We start from the raw sequence: 20,517 nt of genomic DNA on the forward strand, positions 1-20,517 counted from the left end.
TCGTGAACGCAGTCACCCCATCGGGATTCCGCGATGTGCTGGCCGAGGAGGCGCGGGCCCGCGAGGTCATCACTCGCGCCGTGGCCGACCTGTTCGCCGAGCGCGGCTATGCTCCCATCGAGACGCCCACCCTGGAGGTGATGGACGTCGTGCGGGCCGGCGGCCGCATGCCCGCCTCGCCCTTCAAGTTCTTCGACTCCCATAACGACCTGCTGGCCATGCGCCCCGACGTGACCCTCCAGATCGCCCGCATGTGCGCCACGCGCCTGGCCGACGAGCCCGGCCCCTTGCGCTTCCGCTACACCCAGCGGGTGTTCCGCGAGGCCGAGGCCGACAACCAGGCCCAGGCCCGGGAGCTCACCCAGTGCGGCGTGGAGTGCATCGGCCCCACGGGGCCGACCGCCGATGCGGAGATCGTGGCCCTGTTCGCCGAGGCGCTCACCCTGGCCGGCGCCGGCACCTTCGTGCTGGGCCTGGCCACCGTGGGGGTGCTGCGGGCCCTGCTCGAGCGCTCCGGCGCCTCCGAGCCGTGGAAGGCCGCCGTGCTCGACGCCTACCACGACTCCGACTTCGTGGCCCTCGACCGCCTGTGCGCCGCCGGTGCCCCGGGCGCCGTGGCCGCCGCCGATGGGGACGCGGTGCCCGACCCGGGCTGCGTGGCCCCGGCCTACGCCGCTGCCATCGGGCGGCTGGCCCGCATCCGCGGGGCCCAGGACGCCATCGACGAGGTGCGGGCCCTGGCCGCGCCCCTCGGCTGCGTCGCCGACTTGGACGATTTCCAGGCCACCTACGACCGGCTCGCCGATGCCGGCCTGGCCGAGCGCATCCTCGTGGACTTCTCGGTGGTGAGCTCCTTCAACTACTACACGGGCATCGTCTTCGAGGCCTACGCCCCGGCCGTGGGATCGCCCTTGGGCTCCGGCGGCCGCTACGACCGCACCCTCGGCGCCTACGGCCCCGACCGCCCCGCCGCCGGCTTCGCCTTCTACCTGGAACAGGCCATGGCCGCCGCAGCCACGGCCGGTGATGAGGGGGTGGCGCGGCCTCTGCGCATCGCCGTGCCCAAGGGCTCGCTCAACGGCGAGGCCATCGCCTGCCTGGAAGAGGCGGGGCTCGATGTGACTGGGCTCGCGAACCCGGGCCGGTCCCTCGTCATTTCCAACCCCGGCGTGGACTACATCATCGTGCGCCCCTCCGACGCGCCGGTGTTCGTGGCCCTGGGGGCGGCCGACTGCGGCATCTGCGGCAAGGACTCGCTTCTGGAAGTGGGGGCCGACGTCGTGGAGCTCGTGGACCTGCGCTTCGGCGGCTGCCGCTTCGTCGTGGCCGAGGCCGCCGGCACCACGGCCGCCATCGAGGAGCGCTACCGCAAGCTCGGCGCCATGCGCGTGGCCACGAAGTACCCCTCCATCACCCGGGCCCACTTCGCCCGGCGCGGCACCCAGGTGGAGATCGTCTACCTCCACGGCAACGTGGAGCTGGCCCCCATGGTGGGGCTGGCCGACCGCATCGTGGACATCACGGCCACGGGCACCACCCTGGCCGAGAACAACCTGGAGATCGTCGACGAAGTGCTGGCCTCCACAGCCCGCTTCTTCGCCAACGGCTGCGCCCTGCGCACCGATGAGCGCATCGTGGAGCTGGCCCGCACCCTGGCCGCCCACGCCCCCGAGCACACCTACGCGCCCATCGCCGGCGCATCGAACCCCGCCTGACCGCCCCTGATCCCAAGGAGAAGACCCATGACCATGCGACGCGTTGACTTGCAGCCCACCGAGCCCTTCACCGCCGACTTCATCGACCGGGCGGGGGCCTTCAACCCCGGCGCCCTGGAGGCGGCCACGGCCATCATCGAGGAGGTGCGCGCGAAGGGCGACGCGGCCCTGCGGGCCTACACCGAGAAGTTCGACGGCGTGGCCATCGACGACTTCCGCGTGCCCGAGAGCGTCATCGAGGAGACCCTGGCCGCGGTTGATCCGGACACCATCGACGCCCTGAACCAGGCCGCGGCCCAGATCCGCGACTTCCACGAGCGCCAGAAGCAGCAGAGCTGGTTCTTCGCGCGGGAGGACGGGGCCATCGTGGGGTCGAAGGTGACGCCGTTGGATTCCGTGGGCATCTACGTGCCGGGCGGTCGGGCCCTGTATCCCTCCACCGTGCTCATGAACGCCCTGCCGGCCCAGGTGGCCGGCGTGGAGCGCATCGTGTGCGTGACGCCGCCCACCAAGGACGGCACCCTGGACGCCACGGTGCTGGCCGCCTGCAAGATCGCCGGCGTCACCGAGATCTACACCGTCGGCGGCGCCCAGGCCGTGGCGGCCCTGGCCTACGGCACCGAGACCATCCGCCCCGTGGCCAAGGTCACGGGCCCGGGCAACGCCTTCGTGGCCGCGGCGAAGAAGCTCGTCTCGGGGGATGTGGGCATCGATATGATCGCCGGCCCGTCGGAGGTGTGCGTCGTGGCCGATGAGACCGCCGACCCGTCCATGGTGGCCATCGATCTCATGGCCCAGGCCGAGCACGACCCCTTGGCTGCCTGCTACCTGGTCACCTTCTCGGACGCCTACGCCGACGCCGTGGAGGCGGCCATCGCCGACCATATGGAGCGCACCACCCGCGCCGACATCACCCGCGCCTCCCTGGACGACCACGGGCTCATCGTGGTGTGCCCCACCATGGAGCAGGCCTTGGAGGCGGTGAACGTCATCGCCCCGGAGCACTTGGAGATGCACGTGGCGAACGCCATGGAGTACCTCGGCGCCATCCGCAACGCCGGCGCCATCTTCCTGGGGGAGTGGACCCCCGAGGCCGTGGGCGACTACGTGGCCGGCCCCAACCACACCCTGCCCACCGGCGGCACGGCCCGCTACTCGTCGCCCCTTTCCGTGGACGACTTCGTGAAGAAGTCCTCCGTCATCCAGTACACGGCCGCCGCCCTGAAGAATGACGCCCGCTCCGTGGTGCAGATCGCCACCCACGAGGGGCTGTGGGCCCACGCCCAGTCCGTGGCCCTGCGCCTCCAGAGCCTGCTCGCCGCTGAGCAGGCGAGCGTGGCCGGCGGCAGCGCGGCGGCCGGGGTGGATGCCGGCGCGGATGCGACGACGACGGGCGCGGCCGATGAATAGGGTGCGCGCGGCGGCTCCGCAACTGGCGGGCCTTACGCCCTACGATCCGAAGTACCTGCCGGCCGAGGCGTTCCTGTCAGCCAATGAGAACCCGCGGGACGTCGACGGCGAGCTGCGGGCCCTCGTGGCCGACCGCATCGCGGCCGTGCCCTTCAACCGCTACCCGGACCCGCTGGCCAACGGCTTGCGCGACCGCATCGCGGAGGCCAACGGCCTGGAGCGGGAATGGGTGCTCATCGGCAACGGCGGTGACGAGCTTCTGTTCGACCTGGCCCTGGCCTGGGGCGGCCCGGGGCGTACTTGCCTGAACTTCCCGCCCACCTTCTCGGTGTACGCGGCCAACGCCCGGCTCACGAACACTACGGTGGTGGACATCGCCCGCCGCGACGACTTCTCCATCGACGAGGAGGCCACCTTCGAGCGCCTGGCCGCCGGCGACATCGACTATGTCATTGTGGCGAGTCCGAACAACCCCACGGGGCTGCGGGCCCCGGCCGACTTCCTCGAGCGGCTGCTGGATGCCACCGACGCCCTGGTCATGGTGGACGAGGCCTACTTCGAGTTCTCGCGCCAGACCGTGCGCCCCCTGCTCGCGACCCACGAGAACCTCGTCATCCTGCGCACGTTCTCCAAGGCGTTCTCCCTGGCCGGGGTGCGCCTCGGCTACATCCTGGCGAACCCGGCGGTCATTCGCGAGTTCATCAAGGTGCGCCAGCCCTATTCGGTGGACGCGGTGTCTCAGGTCGTCGGCGAGGTGATCTTCGAGCACCGGGCCCGGTTCGAGCCGGGCATCCGCGAGATCATCGAGGAGCGGGGCCGGGTCGCAGAGGCGCTGCGGGCAACTCCCGGCATCGTGCCGTTCCCGTCGGATTCCAACTGGATCCTGCTGCGCATGGAAGACGCCGGCGAGGCCTGGGAGTACCTCTACGAGCACGGGGTGCTCGTGCGCGACTTCTCGACGACGCCGCTTCTGGAGGGCTGTCTGCGCGTGACCATGGGCACTCCGGAGCAGAACGACCGGTTCATCAGCCTGCTGCGGGCCTTCGTGGCCGAGCGGGGGAGCCGCCGCGCCCAAGCGGCACGGGACTGAAGGAGGAGCATCATGGCGAGAGAGGCGACCATCATCCGCACGACGGCCGAGACCGACATCGCGGTGACCGTGAACCTGGACGGCACGGGACGGGCCGACGTGGCCTCGGGCATCGGGTTCTTCGATCACATGCTGAGCGCCCTCGCGCGCCACAGCCGCATGGATCTCGCGGTGCGTGTGGCGGGCGATCTGGAGGTAGACGGCCACCATTCCGTGGAAGACGCCGGCATCGTGCTGGGCCAGGCCCTGAGGGAGGCCTTGGGCGACAAGGCGGGCATCGCGCGCTTCGGCAGCGCGTTCGTGCCCATGGACGAGGCCCTGGTGCTGGCGGCCCTGGACATCTCCGGCCGGGGACAGCTGCACTGGGCCGTGGACGTGCCCTTCGGCATGGTGGGCGATTTCGATACCCAGCTGGCCCGGGAGTTCTTCATCGCCCTGGCCGCGAACGCCGGCATCACCCTGCACCTGCGCCAGCTGGCCGGCGACAACGTGCACCACATTCTGGAGGCGGCCTTCAAGGCCTGCGGCCGCGCCCTGCGCGAGGCCGTGGCCATCGACGGGGCCCTGGCCGGCGAGGTGCCCTCCACGAAGGGCGTGCTGTAGCCGGCGAGCCATGGGCGCCCGGCGTTGTTGACCGTAGCGGTGAGGGGAGTTGCGAAGCAGTGATCGTTGTCGTTGATTACCATAAAGGGAACCTGCTCTCGGTGGAGCGGGGTCTGCGCCAGGCGGGCGCCGAGGTCGTCGTCTCCGACGATCCGGCCCAGGTACGCGCGGCCGACGCCGTGGTGCTGCCCGGTGTGGGCGCCCTCGCCGATGCCGCCGCATCTTTGGAAGAGCTCGGCCTGGGCGCGGCCGTGACCGACGCCGTGGCCGCCGGGGCGCCGTTTCTCGGTATCTGCCTGGGCATGCACCTCATGTTCGAGCACGGCACCGAGCACGCCCCCGAAGCCGGCCCGCTGCCCGCGGGCCTGGGGCTCGTTGCCGGCACCGTGGACCTCATGCCCAAGACCGACGAGGCGGGCGCGGCCTATAAGATTCCCCATGTGGGGTGGAACTCCGTGGCGTGGGACGCGGCCGACCCGTTGTTCGACGGCCTTGAGAGCGGGGAGTACTTCTACTTCACCCACTCCTTCGCCGCCCCCGAGAGCGCCGCGACCATCGGACGCACCACCCACTCGGTCACCTTCCCCTGCGCCGTGCGCGTGCCCAGCCGTCCCGTGTGGGGCGTGCAGTTCCATCCCGAGAAGAGCTCGGATGCCGGCGCGCGCCTGCTCGCCAACTTCGTAACCGTTGCCGACGCCGCGGCGGCCCGCCGCGGCGACGCCGCTACCATGGCGGAAGATGCCGCCTCGTCAAAGGAGTAGCCATGTACCTCTTGCCCGCCATTGATATCCTGGACGGCCGCGCCGTGCGCCTGGCCCGGGGCGATTATGCCGCCGTCACCGTGTACCACGACGATCCCGCCACCCAGGCCCAGCTTTTCGAGGAAGACGGCGCGACCTGGCTCCATGTGGTGGACCTGGACGGCGCGAAGTCCAGCAACCCCGACAACATCGAGGTGGTGCGCCGCATTCTGGCCCGCACGAAGCTGAAGGTGGAAGTGGGCGGCGGCGTGCGCTCACTGGAGGTGGCCGACCGTTTGCTGGACGCCGGGGCCACTCGGGTCATCCTGGGCACCGCCCTTGTGCGCGACCCCGATTTCGCCCAGGCCGCTATGGAGAAGTTCGGCCCCGACGCGCTCGTGGCCGGCATCGACGCCAAGGCCGGCGAGGCCGCTGTGGCCGGCTGGACCGAAGGGTCCGGCGTGGCCGCCACCGACCTGGCCGCCCGTATGGCCTCCCAGGGCTTCGAGCACATCGTGTACACCGACATCGCCCGCGACGGCATGCAGACCGGCGTGGAGAACGGCGCCTACGAACGCATGGCCGCGGCCTTCGGCAACCCGGTCATCGTGTCGGGCGGCATCGCCACGGCCGCTGATATTGCGGCCCTGGCCCCCATCGCCGATGCCGTGGAGGGCGTCATCGCCGGCCGCGCCATCTACGAGGGCACCCTCTCCGTGGCCGACGGCGTGGCCGCCTGTGCCGGCACCTACGAGCTGAGCGACCAGCTGGAAGAAGAAGCGCGCCCCCTGACGTTGGAAGAGTTGGAAGGCGAGTAAGGAAACGTAGTCGGCGAGACAGACGGTGTTGCGACCGAGCGAGTTCCGCAGTGACCGAAACAGCCCGGTGGGCTGTTTCGCAAAGCGAGGACTGTCTGAGCGAATCGCAATACCGGCTGGCTCGCCGACGGACAGGTTGGAAAGACCATGCTGACGAAACGAGTAATTCCCTGCCTGGACGTGAAGGACGGGCGCGTGGTGAAGGGCGTCAACTTCGTGGGGCTGCGCGATGCGGGCGACCCCATCGAGCTGGCCCGGGCCTACGACGAGCAGAAGGCCGACGAGGTGATCTTCCTCGACATCACGGCCACGAGCGACGACCGTGCCACCACGGTGGAGCTGGCCAGCCACGCCTCGGCCGAGCTGCACCTGCCCTACTGCGTGGGCGGCGGCTTCCGCAGCGTGGCCGACATTCGGACGATGATCGCCGCCGGGGCCGACAAGGTGTCGGTGAACTCGGCGGCCGTGGCGAACCCCGACCTCATCACCCAAGCGGCCCGGGCCTTCGGCACCCAGGCCATCCTCGTGGCCATCGACGCGAAGGCGGTGCCCGGCAACCCCAACAAGTGGGAGGTGTACGTGGCCGGTGGCCGCAAGAACACCGGCATCGACGCCGTGGAGTGGGCGCGCGAGGCGGCCCGGCGCGGGGCAGGGGAGATCCTGCTCACCAGTATGGACCGCGACGGCAGCCGCGACGGCTTCGACTGCCACCTCACGCGCACCGTAGCCCGGGCCGTGGATATTCCCGTTATCGCGAGCGGCGGCGTGGGCAAGCTGGAGCACTTCGCCGAGGGCATCATCGACGGCGAGGCCGATGCGGTGCTCGCTGCCAGCGTCTTCCACTTCGGCGAGCTGACCGTGCGCCAGGTGAAGGAATCCATGCGCGCCGCCGGCATCCCCGTGCGCCTGTAGGAGGTCGTGGTGAATCTTCCCGAGTTGAAGTACAACGCGGCGGGGCTCGTTCCCTGCATCGTGCAGGATGCCGATACGGGCGAGGTGCTCATGATGGCGTGGATGAGCGCGGAATCGCTGGCGCTCACTCTGGAGCGGGGCGAGACGGTGTTCTGGAGCCGCAGCCGCCAGGAGCTGTGGCATAAGGGCGCCACGAGCGGGAACACCCAGAAGCTCGTGGATCTGCGCTACGACTGCGACGGCGACACGCTGCTGGCCCTCGTGCACCCGGCCGGCCCCGCCTGCCACACGGGCGCGCGCACCTGCTTCTACCGCTCGATGATGGAGGGGTGACGCAGGGATCCGCCGGAGGGCTCGGAAGGGGGCCGGGCGATCAGCGGGCTGCGCTCACCCCCTCCCGAGCCCTCTGTGTGCTTCTTCTTGTGCGTGGCGGGCTGTTGCGCTACTATGGTTGCAGCTTTGAATCTTGGGCGCGATTGCGCCCCGCTTCCTTCCCCTGGTTCCGTATCACTCACTTCCAATGTTCTCACGGTTCGGGTTCGCAGTGCGCTTTACCGCGGTCGATTCGAGTGCCACCCCATTCCCTCTGCCTGTACACCTCAAGAAGGAGGATAACGTGAAGTTCTTTCTGGACACGGCCGACCTCGCCGAGATCGAGGAGGCTGCCAGCTGGGGCGCCCTGGCCGGCGTGACCACCAACCCCACGCTGTATGCCCGCATCGGCGGCAAGCTGGACGACTTCCACAACCACATCAAGCGCATCTGCGACATCGTGGGCCCCGACTGTCCCGTATCCGCCGAGTCCGTGGCCATGACCCGCGACGAGATCGTGCGCGACGGCCGCGAGCTGGCCAAGATTGCCCCCAACGTCGTGGTGAAGATCCCCACCATGGTGGAGGGCCTGGCCGCCACCCGCGTGCTGGCCGACGAGGGCATCCCGGTGAACATGACCCTGTGCTTCACGGTGCCCCAGGCCATTCTGGCCGCCCGCGCCGGCGCCCGCTACATCTCGCCCTTCGTGGGCCGCTTCGACGACATTTCCGAGGACGGTCTGGCCCAGCTGGAGGACGTGGTGCGCGCCATCGGCAACTACGACTTCTCCGCTGACACGGTGAACGGCGAGCAGATCGAGATCATCGCCGCCTCCATCCGCAGCGCCAACCACGTGACCCAGGCGGCCCTCATGGGCGCCGACATCGCCACCGTGCCCTTCGGCATCCTGAAGAAGTGCGTGCAGCACCCGCTGACCGACCGCGGCCTCGAGTCGTTCCTTAAGGACTGGGGGAAGGTTCAGAACGCATGAGTGAGGCCGACGAGAACCAGATGACCATCGCCGACGCCCTGGAGGAGGCTCCGGAGAAGCCCAAGCGCGGCCGTCCGCGCAAGAAGGCCGCCGAGGTCCCGGCGGCCGAGGGGGCTGCGGAGGCGGCCGGCGAGGCCCCGGCCAAGAAGCCGGTGCGCCGCCGCGCGACCAAGGCCGCTGCGGGCGAGGCCGCCCCGGAGCCGGCTCCCGAGGCCGCTCCGGCCAAGCCCCGCCGCTCGCGCACGGCCAAGACCGCCGACGCCGCCGGGGCCGACGGCGCCCCGACGGAGACGGCTGAGTCCGCTCCCGCGCCGGAGGCGGCCCCCAAGGTGCGCCGGGCCCGCAAGAAGGCCGAGCCCGCCGAGGCCGAGGCATCCGGCGCCCCCGAGGCGCCCGCTGCGGGCGAGGGGGAGGCCGACGGCGCCAAGAAGGCCGACCGCAAGGCCACGGTGGTGCGCAAGCACGGCCGCGGCGAGCGCCCCGACGACCGGGGGGAGCGCCGTCAGAACGGCGGCCAGAGCCAGAACGGCGCGGCCAAGCAGAACGGCCAGAGCCCAAACGGCAAGAAGGGCCACGACCGCAACGACCGCAACAACCGCCGCCAGCGCCACGAGAACCGCAATCGCGAGCCCCAGCCCTCGGTGACCCGGGAGGAGCTGGCCGAGCTCAAGGTGGCCGAGTTGCGCGCCAAGGCCGCCGAGCTGGGCGTGGAGGGGGCGGCCCTCAAGAAGGCCGAGCTCGTGGAGGCCATCTACGAGGCCACCTGCAAGGCCGAGGGCTTCACCGAGGTCACGGGCGTCCTGGACATCATGGGCGACGGCTACGGCTTTCTGCGCACCTCCGGCTACCTGCCCGGCGAGAACGACATCTACGTGGGGCTCGCTGCCATCCGCAAGAACAACCTGCGCAAGGGCGACATGGTCACCGGCACCACGCGCCCGGCCCGCCCCAACGACAAGTTCGCCGCCCTGCAGAAGGTGAACCTGGTGAACGGCATGGCCCCCGAGGTCATGGCCCTGCGCCCGAAGTTCTCCGAGCTCACGCCCATCTTCCCCGATGAGCGCCTGTGGATGGAGCACGGCAAGACCACTACGACGGCCCGGGTCATCGACCTGACGGCTCCCATCGGCAAGGGCCAGCGCGGCCTCATCGTCTCGCCGCCCAAGGCCGGCAAGACCACGGTGCTCAAGGACATCGCGGCGGCCATCTCGGCGAACAACCCCGAGGTGCACCTCATGTACCTCGGCATCGACGAGCGCCCCGAGGAGGCCACGGACATGGAGCGCTCCATCCGCGGCGAAGTGGTGTCCTCCACCTTCGACATGCCCGCCGACAACCACATCCAAGTGGCCGAGCTGGTCATCGAGCGCGCCAAGCGCCTCGTGGAGCAGGGCAAGGACGTGGTCATCCTGCTGGATTCCATCACCCGCCTGGCCCGTGCCTACAACCTGGCCCAGCCGGCCAGTGGCCGCATCCTCTCGGGCGGTGTGGACTCCACGGCCCTCTACCCGCCCAAGCGCTTCCTCGGCGCCGCCCGCAACATCGAGCACGGCGGCAGCCTCACCATCTTGGCCTCGGCCCTCATCGACACGGGGTCGAAGATGGACGAGGTGATCTTCGAGGAGTTCAAGGGTACCGGCAACATGGAGTTGAAGCTGGACCGCAACCTGGCGGACCGCCGCATCTTCCCGGCCATCGACCCCATCTCCTCGGGCACCCGCAAGGAAGAGCTGCTGCTGGAGCCCCAGGAGGCGCCGCTCATCTGGGCCGTGCGCCGCATCTTGTCGAACACCAATTCCACGGAGCGGGCCATGGACATGCTCATCAAGTCGCTCAAGCAGACGGGCTCCAACCAGGAGTTCCTCATCCGCACGGCGAAGAAGGCCCAGACCCAGCAAGGGCGCTCCGACGACAACTTCGAGCTGTAGAAGGCACGGGATCTCGCTATGACCGATCAGAACCATTGGCCCAATGCCGCCTGGGGCACCCCGGGGGGCACCCCCGCTCCGGGCCAGCCGGCTTCGCAGCCGGCGCCAGCTGCGCCGACCGCCCCGGCTCCCGGGGCCCCGTCGGGCGCCTACGGCACCGGTGCCGCCGCCCCCGGCCCGGGATGGGGCGCTCCCGCCTACGGGGCCCCGCCCGCGCCGGCCGCCGCTCCCAAGCGTCGCGGCTGGATCGTGGGCCTGGCCGCCGTGCTCGCCTTCTTCATTCTGGGGCTTTTCTCCATCGGGTCGTGCACCGCGGTGATGACCGCCCCCATGGGGGCCCTCTCCTATGATGCGCCCTCGTGGGCCGATACGGTCACGGGCGACACCGTGGGCATCATCAATATCGACGGCACCATCCAGTACGACGGCTCCACGTCGAGCCCCGAGGGTCTGAAGGCCCAGCTGGACGCTGCCGAGGAGAATCCGCACATCAAGGCCGTGGTGCTGCGGGTGAATTCCGGGGGAGGGGTGGCCACGGCCGGTGAGGAGATGGCCCGCTACGTGCGGGATTTCTCCAAGCCGGTGGTGGTGTCCTGCGCTTCGCTCGATGCCAGCGCCGCCTACATGATCTCCTCCCAGGCCGATTACATTTACACGGCCGAGACGTCCGCCGTGGGATCCATCGGCGTCATCATGTCGGTGACCGATCTGTCGGGCCTCTACGAGAAGCTGGGCATCTCGGTGGATAACATCACCTCGGCCGACGCCAAGGACGCCGGGGGCGGAAACCGGCCCCTCACCGAGGAGGAGCGCGCCTGGTACCAGGCTCAGGTTGACCAGATCAACGACGTGTTCATCGCCACGGTGGCCGAGGGTCGCTCCATGACCGAGGACGAGGTGCGCGAGCTGGCTACGGGACTCACCTTCACGGGCATCGATGCCGTGGGCAACGGCCTGGCCGACGAGATCGGTACCTTGGAGATGGCCGTGGAGAAGGCAGCGTCCCTTGCCGGCGTTACCCACGCAGATACCGCGTACCTGCAGGATTCCTCGAGTGACCTGGGACGGCTGCTCGATATCATGGGCACCGAAGACGAGGGCGCCGTGACCGATATGCTGAAGGAGTTGGAAGACCGTGTCGGACTTGAGTAGCAGAACCCGCGTGGAGTGGCCGGCCCGGGCCGTGGTGACGGCGGGCATGCCCTACGGAAACAAGCCCCTGCACTTCGGGCACATCGGCGGCGTGTTCGTGCCGGCCGACGCCTTCGCCCGCTTTTTGCGCGATCGCATCGGCGCCGAGAACGTGCGCTTCGTGTCGGGCACCGACTGCTTCGGCAGCCCCATCAACGAGGGCTACCGCAAGCTGGTGGAGGCCGGCGAGTTCACGGGCGCCATCGCCGACTACGTGCTGGCCAACCACGAGCGCCAGAAGGCCACGCTGGAGGCCTTCCAGGTGAGCTTGGACATCTACGAGGGCAGCGGCATCGGGCACGCCGGCGATGTGCACCAGATGATCACGAACCAGTTCATCGAGCGGTTGCACGAGTGCGGCCACTTGAAGCTCGATTCCACCTTGCAGTTCTACGACACCGAGGCGGGCACGTTTCTCAACGGCCGCCAGGTGCAGGGCCGCTGCCCGGTGCAGGGCTGTAAGTCGGAGCACGCCTACGCCGACGAGTGTGACCTGGGCCACCAGTACGCTCCGGTCGATCTCATCAAGCCGGTGTCCACCCTCACGGGCACGGTGCCCGAGATGCGCCCGGTGGAGAACTGGTACTTCGACCTGCCCGATTTCGACGGTTTTCTGAAGGAGCGGGTGGAGGCCCTGCGCGCCGACGGCGAGGTGCGCCCCGTGGTGCCTCAGACCATCGCCGAGTTTCTGGCACCCCCGGTCATCTTCGTGAAGAACGAGCACGTAGACGATTACCGCGCCCTGGCCGACAGCCTGCCGCCCCACCAGTTCCGCGAGGCCGAGAAGGGCAAGCAGTCCTTCGAGATCGAGTTCGCCGACATCGCGGCCCGCGACGCGGCCCGTGCGGTGCTGGCTGGAGCCGGCATTCGCTTCCGCACCTCCAAGACGCTGGTGCCCTTCCGCATTACGGGCAATATCGAGTGGGGCGTGGCGGCGCCAGTCATCGACGACGTGGAGGGGCTCACCGTGTGGTGCTGGCCCGAATCGCTGTGGGCGCCCATCTCGTTCACTATCACGGTGAACGACGAGCGCGGCCTGCCCCGCACGAGCTGGCGCGATTTCTGGTGCGACGACGACGCGCGGGTGTACCAGTTCATCGGCCAGGACAACCTGTACTTCTACGGCGTGGCCCAGCCGGCCCTGTGGGAGGCGCTGCGCCCCGACGGCCTGTTCGCCGAAGGGCCTGACTCTCAGATGCGCCAGACCACGCTCGTGGCCAACCATCACATGTTGTTCGGGAAGAAGAAGGCCTCCTCGTCGGGCGCGGTGAAGCCGCCCACGGGCGAGCAGCTTCTGGAGCACTACACTCCCGAGCAGCTGCGGGCCCACTTCCTGGCTCTGGGCCTCGATCAGAAGTCCGTGGGATTCTCGCCCAAGCCCTTCGACCCCGACGAGGCCAAACGGGACGATCCGCGCTACGCCGATCCGGTTCTGAAGGAGGGGGCGCTGCTCACCAATGTGTTCAACCGCCTGGCGCGCAGCTGCTTCTACGAGGCGGGGAAGAACTTCAACGGCTGCATGCCCTTGGGCCGCGTGAGCGACGAGGTGCGCCGCCGGGCATTCGAGGCGCTGCTGGCCTACGAGGAGTGCATGCACCGGGTAGAGCTGCATCGGGCGATGTCGCTGTGCGACGAGTTCATCCGCTGGTCCAACAAGTGGTGGGCCGATGGCATCAAGGCCGCCGAGGAGAGCGGGGACGAGCAGGCGCGCCGCCAGGTGCTCGTGGACTCGTTCTACCTGCTGCGGGTGGCCACCCTGCTCATGCACCCCATCGTGCCGGCCGGCTGCGAGAAGATCTGCGACTACCTGAGCTTCGGCTTCGACGAGTTCTTCAGCTGGAACTACGACTTCGATTCCAACGAGGAGCTGTGCCCGGCCATCGAGATCGATGCCGGCGAGCACCGCATCCACGAGCTGCCCCCGCGCTTCGATTTCTTCCGCAAGCACGAGAGCCAGTACAAGTAAGCGGGCAGCGACGCCCATTCGATCACGTTGCCCCGGCGGCTGGAAGATCGCGCTTTCGGTTGCCGGGTGCAGCTGTGGTCGCACCGCTCTTTGCGGTAGCCGTCTGTGCCGTGGCGTCTGTTCTGGGCGCGGCACAGACGGCGACCTCCCTTGCGATGGCCGCTACAGTGCTTCCGGGCTCTCCCCTTTGGTAGCCTCCCCGGCTTTTGTTTGTGGTGGGGGCCCTGCTGAATATGGAAAATCTGCCATTTCGCGCATTCTTTCACTCAATTTGCGAAAAGGCCGAAAGAAAAGCAGATTTTCCACGTTGCAGTGTTCCGCAGTGGAGAGCGATCGGAAACGAGTGGCGAGAATTACCAGGTCAAAGGCATGGTCGCTCATGGGGGCGAAGGGCAGGCGCATCTACCGTTGCGAACTGCGCGCCAAAAAGCAGGATTTCCATCTTTCAAACGTGGAAATCCTGCTTTTTATTTTGCAACTTCGAGAACTTGAGCGAATTCTGCATAAAATATCAGATATTCCATATTCAAGGTCCCTGTCGGAAACTAAAAGTTGGGCCTGACGCTCAAGCGTGGGGCCAAAGCGCGCTCGGCCGGAGCAGCGACGATGTTCTGCGGAATGAGAAGGAAGGCATATGACCACCTATGTTAAGGGCGTGTCCGCGGCGGAGTGTTGGACGTGCCGGCATTTCTACAAATCGCTGCTTCCCGATGGAGCCGTGGATCTCGAGACGGGGGCGCCATCGCCGCGACGTTCGGTGCCGCTGGGGAATCCGGAACTGGAAGAACGTGCGCGGGAGCTGGCCTTCGAGCGCCTGTTCGTCACCTACGACGAAGCGGTTGACTACGAGGTCGCGGTTGGAAACGGCGTCGCGAAAAAGCCCTCTCGCGGGGCGATTCGCGCGTTGGCGGATCGCGGATGCGGTATGGTGTCGATGCCCGTCAGCGTTATGGTTCCCAACAAGGCATCGCGTCTGAACTCGCCACTTGTCGCCTGTTCGGTTATCGCTTCGACGCCAGGTGCCGGAGCGTTCGTGCGCAGTGCAGAGTGCGGGCTGCTCATTGCCTCGCCGGAATGGTGCGTGCTCCAGTTGGCTCTGGATCTGTCCATGCCCCAGCTGGCCGAACTGATCAGCGAGCTGTGCTCTACGTACTATTACGAGTTGACTGAACGTGCCGAGTTGGTGCGCGGCGAAGACGGAACGGCGCGGGCTGAGGTGCAGGTGCAAGAAGCGGCGCTCAGCCATCGCCCCGTGCCGGTGTCGTGCCTGGCGGCGATGGAGGAGGTCGCGCGCGGTCATGGAAGCTCCCAAGCGGGTCGCCAGATGGCGCGGGCGGTACGTTACGCGGTGGAGGGCGCCGCGTCTCCTATGGAAACGGCGCTGGCCCTTATGCTGTCCCTTCCGCGGAATGCTGGAGGCTACGGCCTGCCGAAGCCGTGCATGAACTGGGTGATTGACGTCGAGGGGGGTCGCTTCCGAGTAGTGGATGCATGCTGGCCAGATGCTGGTGTGGGCCTGGAGTACGACAGCGATGCGCATCATACAGAAAAGGACAAGATTCGTGCGGACTCGCTGCGGCGAAATGAGGTACAGGCTGGGGACATGCGGTTGTTTACGGCCACTGCGCTCCACCTTTCGTCTATCGAAGCGCTTGACGATCTGGCCGCTCAGCTGTCGCGCGCCCTGGGGCGCCCGTGGCGCACGACTGGCTTGAAATCGTCCGCGCAACGAAAGGCGTTGCTGCGCACACTCAAGCGCCGCAGCATCGAAGAGCTCGCGTGATTTCCCGATTTCTTCGCGCAATCCCTTGCATTAGCGGGGGATTGTGCTATTTTAGACAGGCTGTGTCCGCCCCCAAGACGGAGCACGGCGGCAACTATCACACATGCTCGGGCGACCTGCCTCCGCGAGTGGCCACCTTAAAAAGGCTGCGGCAGGCGGGGAAGACCTCGGGCAGAGGACTAACGAATGGAGCGATCATGACGAAAGTCAGCATCACCACGCTGCTCGATGCCGGTGCGCATTTCGGGCATCAGACCCGCCGCTGGAACCCGAAGATGAAGCCCTACATCTTCGGCAATCGCGGTGACATCTACATCATCGACCTCAAGCAGACCCTCTACGGCCTGGATTCCGCCTACACCTTCGTGAGCAACCTCACCCGTAAGGGCGGCACCGTGCTGTTCGTGGGCACCAAGAAGCAGGCCCAGGAGGCCGTGTCCGAGGCTGCCAACCGCTGCGGCATGCCCTACGTGAACGCTCGCTGGCTCGGCGGCATGCTCACCAACTTCGCCACCATCCGCACCCGCGTGAAGCGCATGGAGGAGCTGGAGGCCATGGACGCCGACGGCCGCATGGCCCTGCTGCCGAAGAAGGAGCAGATCCTGCTGCACAAGGAGCTGGCCAAGCTCCAGACCAACCTCAACGGCATCCGCAACATGAAGAAGGTGCCCGACGCCATCTTCGTGATCGACACCAACCGCGAGGGCATCGCCATCCATGAGGCCCATCGCCTGCAGATCCCCGTGGTGGGCACCCTGGACACCAACTGCGATCCCGACGACGTGGATTACGGCATCCCGGCCAACGACGACGCCATCCGCTCCGTGCGCCTGCTGGCCGATTTCCTGGCCGACGCCGTGATCGCCGGCACCGGCGCTGACGTGACCGCCGCCGAGATGGCCGGCGAGGCCGCTGCCGCCGAGGTCGCTACTGAGGCTGCCGCCGACGTGGCCGAGGGCGCTGGCGCCGAGGTCGTCGCCGACGTCGTGGCCGACGCCGTCGCCGAGTAAAGTAGCTCCGTTCGCCCTGACGGGACGAACGGCCCTGTCGATGCTGCGGTTCCGACAGGCACCTGGCCTTGGCCCAAAGGCAGGCCAAGGCCAGGCACCTGTCGGAACCTCGCTGACCTTAGTGGACCTATGAGTCATTCGATTAATTAAGAAAGAGGGATTCCATGGCTAACATCACCGCCGCTATGGTGAAGGAGCTCCGCGAGATGACCGGCGCGGGCATGATGGAGTGCAAGAAGGCCTTGGCCGAGGCCGAGGGCGAGATGGAGAAGGCCGTCGACGTGCTGCGCACCCGCGGCCTGGCCGCCGTGGCCAAGAAGGCCGGCCGTGCCACCAACGAGGGCACCGTCATGGCGCTGGTCTCCGATGACTGCACCACCGGTGCCGTGGTCGAGCTGAACTGCGAGACCGACTTCGTGGGCATGAACGAGAAGTTCAAGGCCTACGCCGAGAAGATCGCCCAGGCCGCCCTGGCCGCCAAGCCGGCCGATGTGGACGCTCTGAATGCCGCCACCATCGACGGTGAGACCGTCGAGGAGGTCGTGACTGACTGCATCCACGTGATGGGCGAGAACACCCAGCTGGCCCGCGTGGCTGTGGTGGAGGCCCCGGCTGTGGCCGCCTACATCCACGGCGGCGGCAAGATCGGCGTGCTCGTGACCTTCGAGGTGGAGGGCATCGACCCGGCCGCCGAGGAGTTCCAGAAGTGCGGTCGCGACATCGCCATGCAGGTGGCCGCCCTGAACCCGGTGGCCGCCACCCGCGAGGATGTGCCCGCCGATGTGGCCGCCCACGAGTTCGAGATCTACAAGGCCCAGGCCGCCGAGTCCGGCAAGCCCGAGAACATCCAGGAGAAGATGGCCGAGGGTCGCATGGACAAGTTCTACAAGGAGAACTGCCTCGCCGAGCAGGCCTTCGTGAAGAATCCGGACCTGACCGTGGCCGCCTACGCCGATGAGTGCGCCAAGGCCATGGGCGGTTCCATCAAGATCACCGGCTTCGTCCGCTTCGCCCTGGGCGAGTAACTGTCGCTGGAGTTTTTATTCCAATAAGAGAAAGGCCGCCTTACGGGGCGGCCTTTTTTCTATAATGATGGGACGTATGAACCTATGATGGACTACCGGGCGCTTCGGCGCCCGCACAAAGGACTAGAAATGAACCAGGAAGTCATCATCGTTCGGGGCAACCATGCCCTTTCCGGCGACGTGACCGTCTCCGGCGCCAAGAACTCCGCGCTCAAGCTCATGGCCGCCACGCTGCTCGGCCGGGGAACCACCGTTCTGCACAACATCCCGGTCATCTCGGACATCGAGATCATGGGCGAGGTGCTCGAGCGCCTGGGAGCCACGGTGACCCGCGAGGGTCACAGCCTCTCCATCGATACGGCATCGGTGGACTCGTGCGAGACTCCCTACGAACTCGTATCGAAGATGCGCGCCTCCATTTCCGTGCTCGGCCCCCTTATCGGGCGCTTCGGCGAGGCGCGGGTGGCCATGCCCGGCGGCTGCCAGATCGGCGCCCGCAAGATCGACATGCACCTAGTGGGCCTGGAGGCCCTCGGTGTGGCCTTCGACGTGGATCATGGTGTGCTCGAGGCCACCACGCCCAGCGGCATGAAGGGCGCCCACGTGTATCTGGAATTTCCCTCGGTGGGCGCCACCGAGAACATGCTCATGGCCGCCGTGACCGCCAAGGGCCACACGGCCATTGAGAACGCCGCCTGCGAACCGGAGATCGAGGACCTGGCGAACATGCTGAACGCCATGGGGGCCAAAGTGTCCGGTGCCGGCACGTCGCTCATCGAGGTCGAGGGCGTGCCCTTGGACGCGCTGCACCCTTGCGAGCACACCTGCGTGGGCGACCGCATCGAGGCGGGCACCTTCCTCGTGGGCGGGGCGCTTACGGGCGGCCCGGTTACCGTGCACGGCATCGATCCGGCCTTTCTGCGCATGGCTATCATGAAACTGCGGGCCATGGGCTGCGCGGTGGAGTGCGGCCCCGATTGGGTGCGTGTTACGCGCAGCGAGCCTTTGCGCTCCGTGGACATCCAGACTCTGCCGCACCCCGGTTTCCCCACCGACCTGCAGGCCCAGTTCATGCTGTTGGCAGCTTTGGCCGACGATGTGTCGGTCATCACCGAGAACGTCTTCGAGAACCGCTTCATGTTCGCCGCCGAGCTCATGCGCATGGGCGCCGACATCACCTTGGACGACCATCATGCCATCGTACGCGGGGTGGCCGAGCTGGAGGGCGCCCCGGTGTCCTCCACTGACCTGCGGGCCGGGGCGGCCCTCGTGCTCGCGGGCATCGTGGCCGACGGCGAGACGAGCGTGCACCATTTGGAGCATATCGATCGGGGCTATGAGGATTACGCGGGCAAGCTCGCCTCCCTCGGCGCCGATATCTGCCGCGTGCCCGTCTCCAGCCGGGGATAGGCGGTCGATTCCATGGCGCTGCACAGCAAGAAGGGGCTCTCGGCCTCCCAGACCCGCCGCACGTCCCGTCGGGTGAACGATTCCGTGATCGGCTCCCACGTGGCCCGTCCCGCCGGCCGCCGCGGACGCCGCGAGGACGATAGCCCCGTGGGCACCACCCGGGTTGACTTCTCCGACAGTCGCCGCTCCCGCCGCGCGACCCGCGGTATGGTGGAGCAGGTGGACGTTCAGGCCACAAGTGGGGAAAGCGATGCCGACTACGCTCGCCGCCGGGGTCGGCGCGGCTATGTGGAGGAGATTCAGATCCGCTCCCGTCGGCGTCGCATCGCGGTTCTGGCCGTGGCGGCCCTCGCGGTCGTGGCTGTGGCCGTGTTCGCCGGCGTGTCGGCCTTCTTCGCCTTGTCCGATTCCCAGCTGTCGCTGGGTGATTCCAACGCCACCGAGGCGCTCGTTGCCCCGGCCGAGGGGGAGCCCTACTTTGTCCTGTGCACCGCCCATCTGGGCTCGGCCACCCCGGCTGGAGCGGCCGAGGGCGATGCCTATCTGGCCGTGCGCGTCGACGAGGCCACTCACACCCTCACCTTCATATCGGTGCCGGCCACGGTGTCCGTGGAATTGTCCGACGGGGCGCGCCACCCCCTGTCCAAGGCCTCTTCCGTCGGGGGCGATGCCGAGCTCATCCGAGCGGTGGCGTCTCTGCTGGGCGTGGACATCGCGCACTTCGCTGCCACCGATGCCGCGGGCATCGAGCGACTCGTGGATATCGTGGGCGGTGTGGCCGTGGAGCTGGATCAGGAGGTGGACGACCCCCGGGCCGGCATTCAGGTGCTGCAAGCAGGCTCCGTGACCCTGGACGGCCCCTCGGCCGTTACGCTTCTGCGGGCATCGAACTATGCCGACCCCTACGGCACCCAGGCGAAGATGCGAGCCCTGTTCACGGTGAACCTGGCCGAGCGGGCGAGTTCCGGCGAGGGTCTGAGCTTCCCGACCGTGGTGGCCGACGGTGCCCCGGCCGTGAGCACCGACTGGTCGAGCGGCCAGATCATCGCCCTGGGCGACGTGCTGCGGCCCCTGTCGGAGGTGACGGTGTACGCCGCCGTGGTGCCCGGCCGTGCCGTGGAGGGCGAGGACGGTGCGCGCACCTACGAGGTGTCCGACGACGAGCTGGCCACCATGATGGAGGCCGTGCGTGCCGGCAATGCCCCGGAGAGCGCCGCGGGCAACGTGGCCAATATGGATCGCAGCCTGCTCACCGTGGAGGTGCGCAACGGCTCCGGCATCCAGGGGGCGGCTGCCCGTTGCGGCGAGCTTTTGGAGTCCGATGGCTATCAGGTGAAGGCGGTGGGCAACGTGGACGACGGCACGGCCTACCCCGAGACCATGGTGATCTACAAGGATGCCGCCTTCGAGATAGCGGCCAAGGCCGTAGTGAGCGATCTGTCCGCCGGTCGCGTGGTGAACGGTGGCGACTTCTACCAGTTCGATACCGACCTGCTCGTCATCATCGGTCAGGACTGGATCGGCTAGGGGGAGCGCCCTGGCTGGCGCCGTTGTGGTGTTCGCGGCCCTGCGCGTCCGCCGCCGCGGCGCTGTGCTATGATGGCTTGCGAACG

The 20,517-nt window shown here is 67.9% G+C and carries 17 protein-coding genes; all 17 read left to right on the top strand.

The genetic code is table 11. The features are described 5' to 3' along the window. Window positions 1-2: 2 nt before the first annotated feature. The 17 genes from hisG (at window position 3) to ACTOXK_RS00390 (ending at window position 20,431) form a co-directional block, all read left to right on the top strand. Window positions 3-1,715, top strand: a complete 1,713-nt coding sequence (hisG, locus tag ACTOXK_RS00310; protein WP_482277436.1) for an ATP phosphoribosyltransferase — start codon at window positions 3-5, stop codon at window positions 1,713-1,715. A 27-nt stretch (window positions 1,716-1,742) separates the two neighbouring features. Next, entirely contained in the window at window positions 1,743-3,125 is a 1,383-nt protein-coding gene (hisD, locus tag ACTOXK_RS00315; RefSeq protein WP_482277435.1) for a histidinol dehydrogenase, read from the top strand. Beyond that, window positions 3,118-4,215: a histidinol-phosphate transaminase gene (gene hisC / locus ACTOXK_RS00320; protein WP_482277434.1), complete on the top strand. Its 1,098-nt coding sequence runs from the start codon at window positions 3,118-3,120 to the stop codon at window positions 4,213-4,215. Before hisD ends, hisC begins: the two co-directional genes overlap by 8 nt. Window positions 4,216-4,227: 12 nt before the next feature. Continuing rightward, window positions 4,228-4,818 (top strand): imidazoleglycerol-phosphate dehydratase HisB, encoded by a 591-nt coding sequence (gene hisB, locus ACTOXK_RS00325; protein WP_482277433.1) that lies wholly within the window; start codon window positions 4,228-4,230, stop codon window positions 4,816-4,818. 59 nt (window positions 4,819-4,877) lie between these two features. Continuing rightward, window positions 4,878-5,579, top strand: coding sequence for an imidazole glycerol phosphate synthase subunit HisH (gene hisH, locus ACTOXK_RS00330; protein ID WP_482277432.1), 702 nt, complete (start codon window positions 4,878-4,880; stop codon window positions 5,577-5,579). A gap of 2 nt (window positions 5,580-5,581) precedes the next feature. Next, the gene (gene hisA / locus ACTOXK_RS00335) at window positions 5,582-6,376 is read left to right on the top strand and encodes a 1-(5-phosphoribosyl)-5-[(5-phosphoribosylamino)methylideneamino]imidazole-4-carboxamide isomerase (RefSeq protein ID WP_482277431.1); all 795 of its coding nucleotides are present in this window, start codon (window positions 5,582-5,584) and stop codon (window positions 6,374-6,376) included. Window positions 6,377-6,523: 147 nt separating this feature from the next. Continuing rightward, window positions 6,524-7,288 carry an imidazole glycerol phosphate synthase subunit HisF gene (hisF, locus tag ACTOXK_RS00340; protein ID WP_482277430.1) on the top strand — a complete coding sequence of 255 codons (765 nt, stop codon included), beginning with the start codon at window positions 6,524-6,526 and terminating at the stop codon, window positions 7,286-7,288. A gap of 9 nt (window positions 7,289-7,297) precedes the next feature. After that, window positions 7,298-7,621 (top strand): phosphoribosyl-AMP cyclohydrolase, encoded by a 324-nt coding sequence (gene hisI, locus ACTOXK_RS00345; RefSeq protein ID WP_482277494.1) that lies wholly within the window; start codon window positions 7,298-7,300, stop codon window positions 7,619-7,621. A 283-nt stretch (window positions 7,622-7,904) separates the two neighbouring features. Next, on the top strand, window positions 7,905-8,591 hold the full coding sequence (locus tag ACTOXK_RS00350; protein WP_482277429.1) for a transaldolase family protein: 687 nt from the start codon (window positions 7,905-7,907) through the stop codon (window positions 8,589-8,591). Next, window positions 8,588-10,519 carry a transcription termination factor Rho gene (gene rho, locus ACTOXK_RS00355; RefSeq protein WP_482277428.1) on the top strand — a complete coding sequence of 644 codons (1,932 nt, stop codon included), beginning with the start codon at window positions 8,588-8,590 and terminating at the stop codon, window positions 10,517-10,519. Before ACTOXK_RS00350 ends, rho begins: the two co-directional genes overlap by 4 nt. 18 nt (window positions 10,520-10,537) lie before the next feature. Then, window positions 10,538-11,671 (top strand): signal peptide peptidase SppA, encoded by a 1,134-nt coding sequence (gene sppA, locus ACTOXK_RS00360; protein ID WP_482277427.1) that lies wholly within the window; start codon window positions 10,538-10,540, stop codon window positions 11,669-11,671. Continuing rightward, complete coding sequence (locus tag ACTOXK_RS00365; protein ID WP_482277426.1) at window positions 11,664-13,676, top strand: class I tRNA ligase family protein; 2,013 nt, start codon at window positions 11,664-11,666, stop codon at window positions 13,674-13,676. The genes sppA and ACTOXK_RS00365 overlap by 8 nt, the downstream gene beginning before the upstream one ends. A gap of 634 nt (window positions 13,677-14,310) precedes the next feature. Continuing rightward, on the top strand, window positions 14,311-15,459 hold the full coding sequence (locus ACTOXK_RS00370) for a hypothetical protein (protein ID WP_482277425.1): 1,149 nt from the start codon (window positions 14,311-14,313) through the stop codon (window positions 15,457-15,459). Window positions 15,460-15,656: 197 nt separating this feature from the next. Further along, window positions 15,657-16,469, top strand: a complete 813-nt coding sequence (rpsB, locus tag ACTOXK_RS00375) for a 30S ribosomal protein S2 (protein WP_482277424.1) — start codon at window positions 15,657-15,659, stop codon at window positions 16,467-16,469. Window positions 16,470-16,633: 164 nt separating this feature from the next. Continuing rightward, the gene (gene tsf, locus ACTOXK_RS00380) at window positions 16,634-17,494 is read left to right on the top strand and encodes a translation elongation factor Ts (protein WP_482277423.1); all 861 of its coding nucleotides are present in this window, start codon (window positions 16,634-16,636) and stop codon (window positions 17,492-17,494) included. Window positions 17,495-17,623: 129 nt separating this feature from the next. Next, window positions 17,624-18,904, top strand: a complete 1,281-nt coding sequence (gene murA, locus ACTOXK_RS00385) for a UDP-N-acetylglucosamine 1-carboxyvinyltransferase (protein ID WP_482277422.1) — start codon at window positions 17,624-17,626, stop codon at window positions 18,902-18,904. A gap of 12 nt (window positions 18,905-18,916) precedes the next feature. After that, entirely contained in the window at window positions 18,917-20,431 is a 1,515-nt protein-coding gene (locus tag ACTOXK_RS00390) for an LCP family protein (RefSeq protein WP_482277421.1), read from the top strand. The last annotated feature ends 86 nt before the right edge of the window (window positions 20,432-20,517 follow it).

It is taken from the genome of Adlercreutzia sp. (assembly GCF_056795635.1).